General features: G+C 65.9%; 11 protein-coding genes and 1 riboswitch. Of the genes, 2 read left to right on the top strand and 9 right to left on the bottom strand.

Going from position 1 to position 16,912, the window contains the following annotated elements; all coding sequences use genetic code 11:
- Nucleotides 1–44: 44 nt before the first annotated feature.
- The 9 genes from nusB to glyA all read right to left on the bottom strand — a co-directional run bounded on the left by nusB (nt 45) and on the right by glyA (nt 7,867).
- Nucleotides 45–524, bottom strand: a complete 480-nt coding sequence (gene nusB / locus RT460_RS03475; RefSeq protein WP_313317182.1) for a transcription antitermination factor NusB — start codon at nt 522–524, stop codon at nt 45–47.
- On the bottom strand, nt 521–988 hold the full coding sequence (gene ribH, locus RT460_RS03470) for a 6,7-dimethyl-8-ribityllumazine synthase (RefSeq protein ID WP_293715064.1): 468 nt from the start codon (nt 986–988) through the stop codon (nt 521–523). The genes nusB and ribH overlap by 4 nt, the downstream gene beginning before the upstream one ends.
- Nucleotides 989–1,130: 142 nt before the next feature.
- Nucleotides 1,131–2,261, bottom strand: coding sequence for a 3,4-dihydroxy-2-butanone-4-phosphate synthase (gene ribB, locus RT460_RS03465; RefSeq protein ID WP_313317180.1), 1,131 nt, complete (start codon nt 2,259–2,261; stop codon nt 1,131–1,133).
- Nucleotides 2,258–2,860 (bottom strand): riboflavin synthase, encoded by a 603-nt coding sequence (locus tag RT460_RS03460; RefSeq protein ID WP_313317179.1) that lies wholly within the window; start codon nt 2,858–2,860, stop codon nt 2,258–2,260. The genes ribB and RT460_RS03460 overlap by 4 nt, the downstream gene beginning before the upstream one ends.
- Nucleotides 2,861–2,935: 75 nt before the next feature.
- Nucleotides 2,936–3,119: riboswitch (FMN riboswitch) on the bottom strand.
- 112 nt (nt 3,120–3,231) lie between these two features.
- Nucleotides 3,232–4,341, bottom strand: coding sequence for a bifunctional diaminohydroxyphosphoribosylaminopyrimidine deaminase/5-amino-6-(5-phosphoribosylamino)uracil reductase RibD (gene ribD, locus RT460_RS03455; RefSeq protein WP_313317178.1), 1,110 nt, complete (start codon nt 4,339–4,341; stop codon nt 3,232–3,234).
- 95 nt (nt 4,342–4,436) lie between these two features.
- Nucleotides 4,437–4,904: a GNAT family N-acetyltransferase gene (locus RT460_RS03450; protein ID WP_313317177.1), complete on the bottom strand. Its 468-nt coding sequence runs from the start codon at nt 4,902–4,904 to the stop codon at nt 4,437–4,439.
- Between the two features lie 48 nt (nt 4,905–4,952).
- Nucleotides 4,953–5,846 carry a hypothetical protein gene (locus RT460_RS03445; RefSeq protein WP_313317175.1) on the bottom strand — a complete coding sequence of 298 codons (894 nt, stop codon included), beginning with the start codon at nt 5,844–5,846 and terminating at the stop codon, nt 4,953–4,955.
- Between the two features lie 78 nt (nt 5,847–5,924).
- Nucleotides 5,925–6,458, bottom strand: coding sequence for a transcriptional regulator NrdR (gene nrdR, locus RT460_RS03440; RefSeq protein WP_313317174.1), 534 nt, complete (start codon nt 6,456–6,458; stop codon nt 5,925–5,927).
- 155 nt (nt 6,459–6,613) lie between these two features.
- Nucleotides 6,614–7,867, bottom strand: coding sequence for a serine hydroxymethyltransferase (gene glyA, locus RT460_RS03435; RefSeq protein ID WP_313317172.1), 1,254 nt, complete (start codon nt 7,865–7,867; stop codon nt 6,614–6,616).
- Nucleotides 7,868–8,104: 237 nt separating this feature from the next.
- On the opposite strand from glyA, the gene RT460_RS03430 reads away from it, so the two are divergent.
- Together RT460_RS03430 and RT460_RS03425 are read left to right on the top strand one after the other, a co-directional pair.
- Nucleotides 8,105–9,802, top strand: a complete 1,698-nt coding sequence (locus tag RT460_RS03430; protein WP_313317171.1) for a ShlB/FhaC/HecB family hemolysin secretion/activation protein — start codon at nt 8,105–8,107, stop codon at nt 9,800–9,802.
- A 10-nt stretch (nt 9,803–9,812) separates the two neighbouring features.
- Nucleotides 9,813–16,912 (top strand): filamentous hemagglutinin N-terminal domain-containing protein (locus RT460_RS03425; RefSeq protein ID WP_313317169.1); only part of this gene is annotated, 7,100 nt, incomplete at its 3' end.

Raw genomic sequence — 16,912 nt, 5'->3', positions numbered from 1 at the left:
CGGCGCTGCTTGCAAACGTCTGGCGGCCTGCACCGCCACGCCACTTACTGGTTGGACTCGGCCTTGCGCCATTCCACCGCGGCGCGGTCCAGCACACCGTTGACATAGGTGTGACCGTGTTCGGAACCGAACCGCTTGGCGGTTTCGATCGCCTCGTTGATCACCACGCGGTACGGCACGTCCGGGCGGTAACGCAGCTCATAGGCGGCCACGCGCAGCACCGCACGCTCGATGGCGTCCACTTCTTCAACACCACGGTCGACGAACGGGGTCAGCGCCTCGTCAAGGTCACGGCGGTTGTCCAGCACGCCGCGCAGCAGGCTTTCAAAATAGGCCAGATCGGCGATTTCATGGGCCTGCTCGTGGGCGAACTGGGCCAGCAGCGACTCGGCGTTGCCACCGGAGATCTGCCAGGCATAGATCGCCTGCAGGGCGCGACGGCGCGCGCGCGAGCGCAGCACCGGATCAATGCCGTCACGACGGACTGGCTTTCCGGCAGGCTTGCCGTTGTTCTTGTTGTTCATGGCAGCTGCTCCAGAAGATTGACCATTTCCAATGCCGCCAAGGCGGCTTCCTCACCCTTGTTGCCATGGCTGCCGCCTGCGCGGGCCTCGGCATCTTCCACCCGCTCCACCGCCAGCACGCCATTGAGCACCGGCACGCCGAAATCCAGCTGGGCGCGCATCAGGCCTTCGGCGCAGCGATCGGCAACATGCTCGTAATGGCGGGTGTCACCGCGGATCACGCAGCCCAGGGTGATGATGGCGGCGTGGTGGCCGGCCGCGGCAAGGCGCGCGGCGACCAGCGGGATCTCCCATGCACCGGGCACGCGAACTACGTCGATGGCATCCTCGCCGATGCCATTGCCGGCCAGGCTCTGCCGCGCGCCTGCCACCAGCACGTCGGTGATGCGGGCATTCCAACGGCTGGCGATGATGGCAAAACGGGCCGAACCGGCCGGGCGAAGGTCGCCTTCGTAGTGGCTCATGGGGTGTGGGGGTTCCTGAGGGTGGGTAAGTTTAACGTGCGCAGGGCTGGGAGGCAGAACCTACAGACCAGGAACGGGGAAATAGTGAAAAGCTGAACGATCTGCCGTTCCTCACTCCTCGCCCCTGGCCACGGGTTGCTGGCTACTGAGTGTTGGTCCCTGGCTGCTCGTCACCGGCATCTGGCTTCACGGTTTCGACGATTTCCAGCCCATAGCCGGCCAGGCCGATCTGCCGGCGCGGGGTACCAAGTACGCGCAACTTGCCCAGGCCCAGGTCGGACAGGATCTGTGCGCCGGCACCATTGCGGCGCCACTGGCCCACATCCTTGCTCTTGCCCGTGGCTTCGGGCTGGGCGCGCAGGCGGGCCAGCAGCGTGGCCGTGTCACGCGGCGCCGAAAGCACCACCATTACCCCGTTGCCGGCGGCATCGATGGCGCGCAGCGCGTCGGTGGCGGCCACACCGAAATCGTCGCGGCGCCAATGCAGCAGGTCGGCCAACGGGTTCTCGACCTGAACCCGTACCAGGGTCGGCACTTCCTTGTCCGGCGTGCCGCGGACCAGGGCAAAGTGCAGGTCGTGGGCGATCCGGTCGCGGTAGGTGATCAGTTGGAAGGTGCCGAACTCGGTCTGGATCTCGCGCTCGTCCACGCGCTCGACGGTGTGCTCGGTGGCCAGGCGGTAGGCGATCAGGTCGGCGATGGAGCCGATCTTCAGGCCATGCTCGCGGGCGAACACTTCCAGCTGCGGGCGGCGCGCCATGGTGCCGTCGGCGTTGAGTATCTCCACCAGCACGCCGGCAGCCTCCAGCCCGGCCATGCGCGGCAGGTCGCTGGCCGCCTCGGTGTGGCCGGCACGGGTCAGCACCCCGCCCGGCTGCGCGGTCAGCGGGAAGATATGGCCCGGCTGGGTCAGGTCCGACGGCTTGGCATTGGGCTGGATCGCGGTGCGGATGGTATGCGCACGGTCGTGGGCGGAGATGCCGGTGGTGACGCCTTCGGCTGCTTCGATGCTGACGGTAAAATTGGTGTGGAACTGGGCGGTGTTGTGCTGGACCATCGGCATCAGGCCCAGCTGCGCGGTGCGCTCGCGGGTGACCGACAGGCACACCAGGCCACGCGCATGGGTGACCATGAAATTGATGTCCGATGGCTTGACCAGCTCGGCGGCCATGATCAGGTCGCCTTCGTTCTCGCGGTCCTCGTCATCAACGATGACGACCATGCGGCCAGCGCGGATTTCTTCCAGCAGTTCAGGAATGGGGGCGAAACTCATTGCGCGGCTCCTTGGCCCAGCAGGCGCTCGACATAGCGGGCGACCAGATCGATTTCCAGGTTCACCGCACTGCCCACGCCGGTGGCGGAGAACGCAGTATTGGCGACGGTGTGGGGGATCAGCGCGACTTCGAAGCCTTCGTCATCAGCGGCGTTCACGGTGAGGCTGACGCCATCCACGCAGATCGAACCCTTCTTGGCGATGTACTTGAGCAGTGCCTTGGGCGCTTCAAAACGCCAGCGCAGCGCGCGCGCGTCCTCATGGATGGACAGCACCTTGCCCAGGCCATCGACGTGGCCGCTGACCAGATGGCCCCCCAGGCGATCGGTTGGCCGCATGGCCCGTTCCAGATTGATCACCGCATCTTCGGCAAGGCCGCCGAGCGTGGTCAGGTCCAGGGTTTCGTTTGAGGCATCGGCCTTGAAGCTGCTGCCATCAAAATCGATGACGGTCAGGCAGACGCCATTGACGGCGATGCTCTCGCCCATCTGCACCTGATCGAACGGCAGGTTGCCGACGTTGAAGGTGAAGCGGACATCGCCGCCGATGGGTTCGCGTGCGGCCAGACGGCCGACGCCTTCGATGATTCCAGTAAACACTAACGTTCTCCGCGATGTGTGAGCGAAAAACGCCGCAAGGCAAACAGGCGCACGGCCCCTGCAAGGGGACCGGGACACCGTCTTCTTTCATCCGGACTATGACCGTCGGCTCCGGCATCTGACCGGATCTGCTGACCTCCTGCGCGGTATCCGCACTGCTGTACGGGCCTTGCTGGAGCGCTCGCGGGCTCATGCAGCATCCTTGCGGAACCCTGCACCTACCGCCGGTGGGGAGTTGCACCCCGCCCTGAAGACGTTTGTGAGTGCCGGCGAACCGGCACGGCGATTGTAGCAGCGCGACCCGGGTGACGGCCGCGATGCGACTGAACAAGAGCTTCCCACTAGTGGAACAGGCCGCATCAACGATCCGTTCAACCCGCCGATGCCATCCGCGTTGACGGCCGCAGCAGCAGGCGCAGGTCCTTGCCGACCATGCGCACGTCTTTCATCTCCAGCGGCACGGCCTGGTTCATATACTCAATACCAAGGCCCGCCAACAGTGGTCGGGCATCGGCGCCCATCAACAGCGGAGCGACGTATATCAGCAACTCATCAACCAACCCCGCCTTCAACAACGCGCCACACAAGGTCGGCCCCGCCTCGACATGCACTTCATTGATGCCGCGTGCCGCCAGCTGCGCCAGCACCACGAGCAGATCAAAACGGCCATCGGCAAGCACGGGGCAGGCAAGGAATTCAGCCGCGCCCAATGCCGGCGGCACTGCCTCCGGCCCATGCACGTAAAGGGTTGGTGCATCCCCCTCACGCACTCGCCCGTAGTCCAGCGTACGCAGGCGTGCATCCAGTATCACCCGCAGCGGCGGCATGAAATCGCCCGCCAGCGGACGTGCGGTCAACTGCGGATCATCAGCCACGACCGTGGCCGCGCCGGTCAGGATGGCGCCCGCGCGGGCACGCCACTGCTGCACGTCGGCGCGTGCCGCCTCGCCGGTGATCCACTTGGATTCACCATTGGCCATTGCCGTGCGCCCATCCAGGCTACCAGCCAGCTTCACCCGCACGAACGGCCGGCCACGCTCGACGCGCGATAGGAACCCGTGGTTGAGTTCACGCGCCTGCGCGGCCATCAGGCCCACCTCGACGCTGATGCCGGCCTGCCGCAGCAGCGCAAAACCGCCGCCATCCACATCCGGGAAGGGATCGGCCATCGCCGCCACCACCCGGCCCACGCCGGCATCGATCAGCGCCAGTGCGCAGGGCGGCGTGCGGCCGTAGTGCGCGCAGGGTTCCAAGGTGACGTATGCGGTAGCGCCGCGCGCGCGCTCACCGGCCTGGCGCAACGCAAACACCTCGGCATGCGGACCGCCTGCGCGCTGATGCCAACCCTCGCCCACCACCTGATCGCCGTGGGCAATGACACAACCCACCATCGGATTGGGACGGGTGGTCCAGGCGGCACGTTCAGCCAGGCGCAGCGCACGGGCCATCAGCAGGTGATCGGTGGCGGTGAACTGACTCATCGGTAAAACCTCATCGCGAATGCGCTGCCCGTTTCAGCAGCAGCCCTATGCCAAGTGTATGCGTAGCGAGGCCGGCGTCCTTGCTTGCCAACTGCTCAGCCACCGGCCGTGTCCATAGCCATCACCGTTATCGCCAACGGTCCAAACTGCAGTTCGGCGTGCACACGCCAGCCCAGGCTGCGATACCACGCCACCATCGGCGTTTCGCAGTACAGGTAGAGCACCGGCACAGCCAACGCCGCCGCCTTCGCCACACAGTGCGCCACCAGCGCCGCACCCACGCCTTTGCCACGCGCGGCTTGATCTACATACAGCGAGGCCAGCCAGGGCGACCAGCCACGGATCTGTTCGTGATCGTCATGCAGCAGGCTCACCGAGCCGAGCCAGCCGCTGTCGTCTTCGGCCAGCCACGTGCAGGGAATGTCATCGCGCTGCTGCGCCCGCAGCTCGGCTTCGGCCTGGGCCAGCGTCCAGTCCGGCAACAGCGCACCGAAAGCCTGCACATGGGCATGGGCAATTACCGGCAGCAGTTCACGCCGGTCCTGCAGATTGACGATCTTCATAGGATTCAACTCAAGCGGCCATAGTCAGCGGCCTGCACATCCAGACAACTAGTCGTTCACGCGCTGGAATACGCCAACGCCCCAGGCAGCAAAGCGCACACCACCCTCCGCCTGCTCCAGCACCAAGCCCATCGTCTCCGACTCGCACATGCCTACCGCGCAGCCATCGAACAGCACTTGGTAGCTGGGCCGCAGCGGCGGTTGCAGCGGCAAACGCAGCGACGCCCCAATGCCAGAGAAGTGCAAGCGCAGGCCCGTCACGACCTGCCCCGGTGCCGGCGATGGGAAACGATAGGTATTCCCCCCAGCCAACTCGCCTTCGGCGGACAGCTCGCCCTGGGCCAGCTCCAACACCACGCGCACGCCATCGCTGGCCACGCCGCTCATTGGGTCAAGCAGATTCACATACACCGGCATGCCGGCTGTGTGCGTATCCGCCAACTGCGCCTGCAGTTCCTCAAGCTCGCCGTGATCGCTGCGACCAGCCGGATTCGGATGTGCCTGTTGCAGGTCGGCAAGCAGCTGCTGCAACTGCGCGCGCTCGGCTGACCTGGCCTCATGGGGCACCAGCTGCATGGTGTCTGCAAGCTCATCGCGCGGATACAGCAACACCATGCCGTCCTGTAGCGACCATTGCCCCTTCGAGCTGCGCGGCATGGGAGCCAACGCCAACCTCAACGCATAGCTGCCATCGCCGTCCAGCTCCAGGACCGAGCCTGTAAATCCCGCCTCGACAACGCGATAGCGCCCTGCCAGCGCCTGCGGTGTACACATCTCCCCTACGCAGGATGATGGCTTGGCCTGCGCTGGCTCCAGCGCGGAAACCGCATCGGCGGCTTCCTGCGCAGCCTGCCGCGCGCGCTCAGCCACATCCAACAGAGCGGACCGCTCCTGCTCCTGTGCCGATGCCTGTGCAGTCAACGCCAGACACAATGCAGCCACACGCAATCCATGGCCTGAAAACCGCTTTCCCGTTGATCGCCTCACCATTTCGGCCTCCGTACCGAACCGATACACCGGTCAGCGCTTGCCGCTCTTGCCTGTCCGCGCTTCTTCGACCCGCGCACGCCCCAGCAGTGGCAGCTGATCTTCATCACTGGAATGATCACGCTCCAGCTTTTCGATCTCGTCGCGGAAATCGGCCACATCCTCGAAGCTGCGGTAGACCGAGGCAAAACGTACATAGCCGACATGGTCGAGCTTGCGCAGCTCGTCCATCACAAAGCCGCCGACCTTGATCGAGGGCACTTCGCGCTCGCCGCACATGCGCAGCTGATGCACCACCGCGCGTACCGCCGCCTCGATGCGTTCTTCCGATACCGGTCGTTTCTGCAGCGCGCGGTCGAAACCCACGCGCAGCTTGCGCGCGTCAAAGGCTTCGCGGCCACCGTCACTTTTGACGATCACCGGCAGTTTGAGTTCGATGGTTTCCAGCGTACTGAAACGCTCGCCACAGGCCTCGCAGCCACGCCGGCGGCGGATGGTGGCGCCATCTTCGGAGACGCGCGAGTCGATCACGCGGGTATCGGTGTGCTGGCAGAACGGGCAATGCATGTTTCAAGCCTTGGACATCAGGCGCCGCGCATGCGACGTGGAAAACCTGTAACGCAGATACAACAAACCCCGGGCCGGGGCAAGCGCCCAACCCGGGGTACTGCAATCAGCTCACGGTAGGACAGGTGCCACCCACCGCTGGCACCTGTAACCGATCAACCATAAACCGGGTACTTGCGGCACTGTTCGCTCACCGCATCACGCACGCGGGCGATGACCGCTTCGTCAGCCGGTGCGTCCAGCACGTCGGCAATCCAGCCTGCCAGCGCCACGCAGTCAGCTTCCTTGTAACCACGCGTGGTGATGGCCGGGGTGCCCAGGCGCAGGCCCGAGGTCACGAACGGCGAACGCGGGTCGTTCGGCACCGAGTTCTTGTTGACGGTGATGTGGGCCTTGCCGAGCGCGGCCTCCGCGTCCTTGCCGGACACGTCCTTGCCGATCATGTCGACCAGCATCAGATGGTTCTGGGTGCCGCCGGAGACAATCTTGTAACCGCGCGAAATCAGCGTGGTGGCCATGGCCTGGGCGTTCTTCACTACCTGCTGCTGGTAGGCCTTGAATTCCGGCTCCAGTGCTTCCTTGAAAGCCACGGCCTTGGCGGCGATGACGTGCATCAGCGGACCACCCTGGATGCCCGGGAACACGATCGACTGCAGCTTCTTCTCGATCTCTTCACCAGCGCCCTTGGCGATGATGATGCCGCCACGCGGGCCGCGCAGGGTCTTGTGGGTGGTCGAGGTGACCACGTGGGCGTGCTCGATCGGATTCGGATAGACGCCAGCGGCGACCAGACCGGCGACGTGCGCCATGTCCACGAACAGATAGGCACCCACCTTGTCGGCGATGGCACGGAAGCGCGCCCAGTCAACAATCTGCGAATAGGCGGAGAAACCGGCCACCACCATCTTCGGCTTGTGTTCCAGGGCCAGGCGCTCGACTTCGTCGTAGTCGATCAGGCCGGCTTCGTTCACGCCGTACTGGATGGCGTTGAATATCTTGCCCGAGGCATTGACCTTGGCGCCGTGGGTCAGGTGGCCGCCATGGGCCAGGCTCATGCCCAGGATGGTGTCGCCCGGCTGCAGCAGCGCGAAGTACACCGCCTGGTTGGCCTGCGAGCCGCTGTGCGGCTGCACATTGGCGTAATCGGCGCCGAACAGCTGCTTGAGGCGGTCGATGGCCAGCTTCTCGGCGATATCCACGTACTCGCAACCACCGTAGTAGCGCTTGCCCGGGTAACCCTCGGCGTACTTGTTGGTCAGCTGGCTGCCCTGCGCTTCCATCACCATGGGGCTGGCGTAGTTCTCGCTGGCAATCAGCTCGACATGGTCTTCCTGACGCTGGCACTCATCGGCAATGGCCTTGGCCAACTCGGGATCGTAGGACTCGATACGGGCTTCACGCGGGAACATCACAGCTCCTGGAACTGGGCGAGGGAGCTGCCGATTGTAGCCCGTTCCGGCCTGGCAACTGGGGCCGGGCATCGCTGAACAGGCCCCAGGGACCCCACCCTTCAAATGTGACGCAAATCACCTTTCGGGGCTTCCCTCCGTTTTTCGTGATGCTCCCGCGCCGGCTTTCCCGGTTTACAGAGGGAGCCGCCGATATTTCCGTCGGGCGGGCTCGCTGGAATCTCTAGGAAACCCTCGATGCATAGTCAGTCCCGCAGTTGCCGCACGCCCCCCTGTTTCCCTTACCGCTGGCCGAAGGCCACCCTGCTGACGCTGGCATTGGGTCTCACCGGAGCCGTTGCGGCGCAGGAAGCGACCACGCCCAGCACCGCCGTGGCTGAAGCCGAAGCCCGCGTGCAGGTAGCACGGATACACGTCGAAGGGGTCGGCGAACACCCGGGCAACGGCATCGATCCGCACCGCATCCAGGCCGTGGTCGACCAGGCCTTGCGGGAGATCAGCCCGACGCTGCCGGCATCACTGAGCTTTCCGCAGATCGAGCAGATCAGCAGCCGCATCACCCAGGCCTACCGGGACGCCGGCTTCCTGGTCTCGGTGGCCTATATTCCACCGCAGCAGATGGACGACAGCCACACCTTGATGCTCAAGGTCACGGAAGGCCGGGTCGGGCGGGTACTGGTACAAGGCAGCCGCCGTTATCGCGACGACCAGCTCAGCGCCAGCAGCCTGGGGCTGATCGGCCGCCCCCTGCGTAGGCCAGAGTTGGAACGCGCCCTGCTGTATGCCCGTGACCTGCCCGGCGTATCGGTCAGCTCGGTGTTGCAACCCGGCCTCGAGCCCGGCGATACCGACATCATCCTGGTCGCCGAAGACAGCGCCCATCCATATGAGATCACCGCCGGGCTGAGCAACCATGGCACCGACAGCACCGGCAAGTACCGCGCAGAGCTGGGCGTCAGCGCCTTCAACGCACTGGGTGCGGGCGATGTGCTGGCTGCCAGCCTGGGCTACGGACTGGACCCGGCGGACAGCTGGCAGGCCGCGCTGTCGCTGAGCATCCCCTCCTCCAGGATCGATGGTCCCAGCGCCACCGCCGGCGTCAGCCGCAGCGAGATGGAGATCAACAACGGGCCGCTCGCGGCCATGCAGCTGACCGGGCCCACCACCCTGTTCTACGCCGGCAGTGACTGGAAGTTCATCCAGCGCAGCAATCTGCAGGTACAGGCGTCAGCACGTTGGGTGCACGAACAGTCAACGTTGGATGCAATGGGCATGGAGTTGTCGCGGCATACCTTTGATGTGATCGATGCGGGGCTGAGCCTGCGCCATACCGACCAGCGCTGGCGCGGCATCAACCTGGCACAGCTGTCGGTGCGCAAGTCGATCAACGACGAATCGCCGGCATTGAACTGGCTGTATCCCTCGCATACCGCCTATTTCTGGATCGTGCGTGCCCAGCTTGCCCGCCTGCAGGCGCTGCCCGGCAACCAGCGGCTGCTGCTGCGCGGCAGCGCGCAGTTCACCGACGATGCGCTGACCCCGCTGGAGCAGTTCAGCATCGGCGGCCCCACCAGCGTGCGTGCCTACCCGTTGTCCAGCGCGCTGGATGATCGCGGCGTGCAGGCCACCTTCGAGTACCAGCTCAGTGCCCCGGGATTTGCCGATACGCCTTCACCGTTCGATGGGCGGCGTTGGGGCGACCTGTTCGAGGTGAGTCTGTTCTATGACTGGGGCCGCAGTTCGCCGGCCGCGGCCAACCGGCGCCTGGGCGCCCTGCCCGTCACCCTGGAAGGCGCGGGCCTGGGCATAGGCCTGCGCCTGCCCTGGAAGCCGGAGCTGCGCCTGGACATGAGCGCGGCCAAACCCACCGGCAGCTACATCGGCAGTGACCAACGCAGCACCCAGTACTGGGCGCGCATCAGCAGCACGTTCTGAGGACATCGACATGAACCGCATCTACCGCCTTGTCTTCAACGCCGCCCTCGGCCAGATCCAGGTCGCCGCTGAATTCGCCAACGCACCGCAACGCCCTGCGACGCGCAGCACGCGCGCCGGACGCCTGCTGCCCTCGCTGCTGGCCACTGCGGTTTTCGCCGCCATGGCGCCGGCCGTGCAGGCCGCCGACCTGCCGACCGGCTTCGCACCGGTGCAGAACAGCGCCACCATGAGCCAGAACGGCAGCACGATGATCATCAGCCAGAACGGCAACGTCTCGCTGATCAACTGGACCGGTTTCGATATCGCCCAGGGCAGCTCGGTTACCTTCGACATGCCGAGCGCCGCGGCGGGGTCGATCAACATCATTTCCGGTGCCGCCTCCGTCATCAACGGATCGTTGTCCTCGGTCGGCAACGTCTTCCTGGTCAATACCAACGGCATCGTGTTCAACGGCGGAAGCACGATCAACGTGGGTGGGCTGCTGGCCACGTCGCTGCCGCCCGTCATGTCCAACCTGGATGTGAGTGAAAGCGCGTCGCTGCCGGCGATGTGGACCTTCACCGGCTCGGGCACGCCCGGTGCCATCGTCAACCGCGGCAGCATCAACGCCGCCACCGGCGGCGTGAGCCTGATCGGTGCCATCGTCGAGAACAGCGGCACCATCACCGCGGCGGGCAACGCCAGCCTGTTGGCCGCCAACAGCGTCAACTCCACCTTCATGCAGCCCGCCGCTCCCTCCGCGAACAACGCAGGCAGCTGGGAGCACCTGCTCACGGCGCGGAGCGCTGGTGGGGTGGCCGCCTCGGCCATCAACAACACCGGCTACCTGTCAGGCGCCTCGGTGGACATGCAGTCGATGGTGCAATCGGGGACGTTCTTCTACGGCATCAACTCCACTGGCGTGGTGCAGGCGCAGGGCATCGACGGCGGCAGCCTGGTGTTCAGTACGAACGCGCCGGCCAACATTGATTTTGGCGCAGGCACCATGGCGGCTTCGATCACCAGCAACAGCAGCGCGCTATCCGCCCGTGGGACCGCGACCGCCGACTCCATTTCACTGGTCAGCGACAATGCCCTCGACCTGGGGGCGACGCTCAACAGCAACAACATCGCGCTCAGCGGCAAGCAGATCGGGCAGACCTCCGGGGCTCTGAAGGGAGCCGTTACCGTGAACACCACGGGCAACGCTACGCTCAACAGCAACAGCAATGCCATCACCCGGCTGGGGGGCAAGGTGGATGGCAACCTTCAGCTGAGCTCCACCACCAATGTGGCCCAGAACAGCACCCTGATCATCGCCGGGACGACCACCCTCACGGGGTTGGCGGGCAGCGATGGCCGCCTGGCCGGGTTCAACTTCAACAACAGCGGCAACCAGTTCGGCGGCACCGTCAGTGGCGGCGGCGGGGCGCTGCAACTGGGCAGCAGCGGAGCCCTCCGCTTGGGCGCGTTCAATGTGGACAGTCTGGCGGCCAGCGGCAGTGCGATCACCCTGGGCGGCGACGTGACCAGTACCGGTGCCCAGTCCTACACCGGCCCGGTGACGCTGGGCAGCAGCAGGATGCTGTCCAGTACCTCGGGCGGCGCGGTGTCCTTCAGCGGTACCGTGGATGGCGCGCATGCGCTGACGGTCGATACTGCGGGTACCAGGACCTTCGGCGGTGCGGTGGGCAACGCAACGGCGCTGTCCTCGCTGCAGACCTTGGGCACTGGCAGCACCGTGCTCAACGGCAACGTCACCACCAGCGGTGCAATCGGCCTGTCGGGCAACGTCGTCCTGGGGGCCGACGTGGCACTGACCAGCACCGGTGACCAGGCCATCAGCCTGTCGGGCACTGTCGACAGCAATGGCACGGCGCGGGCGCTCACCCTGGATACTGACGGTCTCGCCATCGTGGGCGGCAGCGTGGGCGGCAGCAGCGTGCTGGCCAGCCTCACCCGCACCGGCGCGGGTGCCACCCAGCTGGGCGGCAGCATTTCCACCGTGGGCAACATCGACCTGCAGGGCGCACTCAACGCGACCGGCGCGGCGACGCTGGCCAGTAGCAGCGGTGACATCCACGTGGGGGGGCCCATCCAATCGACGGATGCACTGGGCCTGCGGGGTGGCGACATCGTCGTGGACGGCACCATCGCCGCCAGCAGCGTGGCGATCAACGGCGGCACGTTCGACGGTGCCGGCATCAACAGCAGCAGTGCGCTGACTGTCACGCTGAGTGAGGGGGGGCTGGTGCAGGGCGGTCGCTACACCGCAGGCGGGGCGGCCACGTTCGATGTTGCCGGCGACATCACCCTGGACAACCCGCAGAATCAGTTCGGCGGCAGCGTGGCCCTGAAGGGCGGCACGGTGAGGCTGTCCAGCCAGGGCAACCTGAGCCTGGGCGGCGTGGATGCACAGGCGCTGGCGATCAGCAGCGGCGGCAGCATTTCCCAGAGCACGGCCACCGCCATCAATGTCGACACCACCAGCAGTTTCACCGCCACCAACGGCATCACGCTGGGCCGGGGCGGCAACGTGTTCGGCGGGGCGGTCACGCTGCAGGCCGGCGGCGCGGCCCAGGTCGTTGCCGATGGCACGCTGCGCTTCGGCAGCGTCGATGTCGGTTCGCTGTCTGCCAGCGGCACCACGCTTTACCTGCCGCAGAACCTCGTCACACAGGGCGCGCAGTCCTGGTCCGGCGCGCTGCTGCTCGAGGGGGATACCCGCCTCAGCAGCACCCTCGGTGGGCTGTCGCTCTACGGCACCCTGAATGGACCGCACGCGCTGAGCCTCGATGCTGCGGCCGGCACCGTGCACCTTGGGGCGATCAGCACCATCGGGTCCCTGTCGTCCATCACCGCAGCAGAAACCCAGCTGGCGGCCGACATCACCACGCAGGGCAATCTCGACCTGGGCCGCAGCGTGGTGAATGGCGATGTGACGCTGACCAGCACGGCAGGGTCGGTCGCGATCAATGGTGCTCTCAACGGCAATACCTACGATGCAGATACCCTGGCCATCAGCGCGGCCGACAGCGTGGCCTTGCGGGGCGAGACAGGGGGCGCCATGCGTCTGCATGACCTGTCCCTGTCCGGCAATGCGATATCCACCGCCGCACTGAATATCGACAACGACCTGTCCATCGACAGCGTCACCAGCCTCACCCAGTCGGCGCGCTACTACGTGGGTGGAAACGCGGATTTCACCTCGCTGGGTAACATCACCCTGCAAAACGCCGCCAACCAGTTCATGGGGGATGTGGCGCTGAGCGGCAATGCCGTCCAGATCAGCGGCCTCGACGCGCTCACCCTATCCGGCGTAGACGCAACAACGCTGCAGGCAAGCGCCGGAGCCCTGCTCACCCTGCGTGATGCCACCATGGCGCAGTCCACGGCCTTGACCGGCAATGCGGTGCGGTTGGATAGCGTGGCACTGGGCCAGACCAGCACGGTCACCGCCACGGGCGGCAACATCAGCCAGGCCAGCGCCGTCGACGTCGACGGTGCCAGCAACTGGACCGCAACGGGCGACATCGTGCTGGGCGATGGCACCAATCAGTTCGGAGGGGCGGTCAGCGCCGAAGGCAGCAACATCACCCTCAGTGCCGACAGCGCACTGAATCTTGGCTCCGTCACGACGGCGGGCGTAGCCCGGCTCAGCGGGCGCGGCGTGCACCTGGGTTCCGTACAGGCGAACAGCCTGCAGGTGCAGAGCAGCGCCGGCATCACCCAAGGCAATGCGCTGGCGGTGACGGGTACCGCCGGATTCAACGCCACGGGCGATGTGGTGCTGGACAACGTGAACAACACATTCGCTGCTGGCGTGCAGTTGTCCGGCCATGACATCCGCGTCGACAGCGCCGGTGGTCTCACCCTGGCCGGAGTGAAGGCCACAGGCGACCTGCGCGCCACGGCCCACGCAGGCAACCTGCTGCAGAGCGGTTTTGTAAACGTGCAGGGACGCAGCGACCTGGTGGCCAGTGGCAACGTGCAGCTGGACAGCGTGGGCAACACGTTCGATGGCGTGATTGCGGCCCAAGGCCAGTCCATCCTGCTCAGGGCGGACGGCTACCTGGATGTAGAAAGCGTGCGCAACGGCAACAACGGTGCCGTGCAGCTGGTGGCCACCGGGGATATCGACCTGGGGGGCACGGCAGTCAACACCGGCACCAACCTGCTGCGTCTTCTGTCCAGTGCTGGACAGGTGCGCACGGCCACCGCGCTCACTGGCAGCCAGGTGTCGATCACCGGCATGGAGGGCATCCGCATCGGCGGCGACATCACCGCCAACAGCCTGTCGCTGGTCTCCTCCCGCAACAATGTCGAACAGCAGGGCGGCCGCATCCAGTCGGGCACCACGCTGGCGGGCGCCGGGCAGGGCGACCTGCTGCTGGAAAACACCAACAACCGGTTCACCGGCGTGACCAGCCTGTCCGGGCGGGACGTGCGCCTGGCGGCGGGCGACCTCACGCTGGGCATGGTGGCTGCGAGCCGTGACCTGCACCTGACCAGCAGCGGCAGCATCCAGCAGCAGGCACAGATGTCCGTTGACGGCGCGGCCGACCTGCGCGCCGCCGGTGACATCACCCTGCGGCACATCAACAACCGCTTCGAGGGCGATGTGGCCCTGCAGGCCGCACAGGCCCGCCTCTACGCCGACCAGGGACTGTCGTTGGCACAGGTAGACGTGGATGGACTGCAGGCCACCACGCTGGGCCTGCTGTCGCTGCGCGATGCGCAGGTGACGGGCCTGGCCGATCTGGACGGCGCATCGCTGGCACTGGCCCGCGCCGACGTGGGCAGGCTCGATGCCACGGCCTTCGCCGGGGGCATCACCCAGAGCGGTGCCGTTACCCTGGGCGATGGCAGTGAGCTCCAGGCCACCGGCAACGTAATGCTCGACCATGCAGGCAACCACCTCGGCAGCAGCCTGCAGGTGCGCGGCGCCGATGTGGTCCTGTCCACGCTGGGCCTGCTCGACGAGGCCGATGTGCAGGCCAGCGGCCTGGCACGGCTGTCCGGTGAGGGCGTGCAGCTGGGCACCGTGTCGGCCGGCAGCCTGCAGGTATATAGCCAGGGCGACATTGACCAGGGCGTGGCGCTGCGGGTGGCGGGCGACAGCCGCTTCAGCGCCAGCGGTGACATCCGCCTGGGCCATGCGGGGAATCAGTTCGGAGGCGGCGTGCAGCTGGCCGGCCGCGATGTGCGCATTGAAAATGCCGGCCACCTGCGCCTGGGTGGCGTTGCCGCAGACGGCGATTTCTTCGCCGTGGCCCATGGCGGCGGCATCGGCCAGACCGCCAGCGTGGAAGTGGGCGGGCGCAGCGATCTGACCGCACACGATGACATCGTCCTGCAGCAGGCTGGCAATACCTTCGGCGACGCCGTGGCGCTGGACGCATCGGCCGTCACCCTGGCCGCCGACGGCAACCTCGAGGTTGACGGGCTGCGCACCCGCAATGGGGGCACCGCGTCACTCGAGGCAGACGGCAACCTGATGCTGGCCGGCAATGCGATCGATCTTGCGGGTGGCTCGCTGCTGGCCAGTGCCACGGGCGGCCAGCTGAACACCCACACTGCCCTCACCGGAAACGCCGTGGTGCTGCAGGGCCGTGACGGCGTGACGGTAGGGGCCGATATCACCGGCGGACAGGTGATGCTGGCCAGCGATGTCGGCAATGTGGTGCAGGTAGCGGGGCGCATCCTCGCCAATGGCGCGAGTGCACTGGTAAGCAACAGCGGCGATATCGTCATCGAAAATGCCGGCAACCGCTTCAACGACTCCCTGCTGCTGATCGGCGACGATATCCGCGTGGCTGCCGGCGACCTGCAACTGGCAGGGGTGCAGGCCAGCGGTGATCTGTCGCTGACCAGCAGCGGCAACATCGTGCAGACCGCGCAGGTGACGGTCGATGGCATGTCCCGCTTCGCCGCCAGCGGCGACATCACCCTGCAGCACGCAGATAACCGTTTGGATGGCCAGGTTGAGATCGACGGCCGCGACGTACACCTCCACGCTGATGCCGGACTGAATCTGCAGGCGGTCAACGCCCGAAACCTGGACGCACATGCGGGCACTACGCTGGTCCTGGACAACGCCAACGTAAGCGGTGATACCGCTGTGCAGGGCCAGGAACTGCTGCTTGGGGATAGCCGCATCGGCGGCAATCTGATCGCAACGTCACTGAGCACCATCCAACAAACCGCAGGCCTGCGGATTACCGGCACCAGCCAACTCCAGGCCATCGGCAGCATCCAACTTGAGCAGGCGGGCAACCACTTTGGTGGGCGGGTAGATATCAATGCCGCCTCGGCAAGTATCGGCAGCGCCGACCGCATGCAGCTGGGTAATATCACCACCACCGGCGACCTGCAGGTGGGAGCGGATGCAGGGCTGCGCCTGGACGGCCAGATACGTGCAGCAAATGTGGACCTGGCCACCGCCGGCATTTTCGACAATCGCTTTGGCAGCAGCGCCATTGCCTTGACTGGGCCAGGGCGCTGGCAGGTCTATCTGGCATCGCCTTCCCAGAATCATGTATTTGGCGGCCTTGACAGCGGTAATACCGCGTTGTGGAACACCACTGCTTTTGCTCATGCAGCGGGCTCCGACAACAGATACCTGTTCGCCTGGCAGCCGACACTGACGGTCGCGGTAAACACGCTACGCAAGGTCTACGGCGACAGCATCGATCCACGTAATGCGTTTTCCATCACTGGCGCCATGGCAGGTGTCAGCGGCGCCTACCTGTCCGACGACCTCGCCAACCTGGTAACCGGCACCCCGCTACTCGCTTCCGCAGGCGCATCAGCCACCGCCGGGGTGACGGCGACCCCCTATGCCGTTGATGTCTCCGCGGGAACATTGGATGCCGGGACAAGCGGATATGCCCTTTCCTTCGTGCAAGGCGAGCTATGGGTTGACCCGAAGGCATTGACCATCACCGCCAACAACGGCGGCAAGACCTACGGACAGACCGGCGGCTTCAACGGCTTCAGCAGCAATGGCCTGGTCAACGGCGACAGCGTGTCGTCGGTCAACCTGGGCAGCACTGGCGCGGCCGCTACCGCCAATGTCGGCGACTACACCATCACCGCCAACAATGCCGACGGCACCGGCCTGTCCAA

Source organism: Stenotrophomonas sp., from assembly GCF_032061965.1.
Lineage (GTDB): Bacteria > Pseudomonadota > Gammaproteobacteria > Xanthomonadales > Xanthomonadaceae > Stenotrophomonas.
The sequence above is the reverse complement of the archived record's forward strand: the minus strand, read 5'-3'. Positions and strand labels throughout refer to the sequence as shown.

Excerpts from the sequence above, each read along its gene's own strand:
- nusB (WP_313317182.1), bottom strand. The coding sequence starts at position 524 with ATGAACAACAAGAACAACGGCAAGCCTGCCGGAAAGCCAGTCCGTCGT.
- nrdR (WP_313317174.1), bottom strand. The coding sequence starts at position 6,458 with ATGCATTGCCCGTTCTGCCAGCACACCGATACCCGCGTGATCGACTCG.
- RT460_RS03430 (WP_313317171.1), top strand. The coding sequence starts at position 8,105 with ATGCATAGTCAGTCCCGCAGTTGCCGCACGCCCCCCTGTTTCCCTTAC.
- RT460_RS03450 (WP_313317177.1), bottom strand. The coding sequence starts at position 4,904 with ATGAAGATCGTCAATCTGCAGGACCGGCGTGAACTGCTGCCGGTAATT.
- ribB (WP_313317180.1), bottom strand. The coding sequence starts at position 2,261 with ATGAGTTTCGCCCCCATTCCTGAACTGCTGGAAGAAATCCGCGCTGGC.
- ribH (WP_293715064.1), bottom strand. The coding sequence starts at position 988 with ATGAGCCACTACGAAGGCGACCTTCGCCCGGCCGGTTCGGCCCGTTTT.
- glyA (WP_313317172.1), bottom strand. The coding sequence starts at position 7,867 with ATGTTCCCGCGTGAAGCCCGTATCGAGTCCTACGATCCCGAGTTGGCC.
- ribD (WP_313317178.1), bottom strand. The coding sequence starts at position 4,341 with ATGAGTCAGTTCACCGCCACCGATCACCTGCTGATGGCCCGTGCGCTG.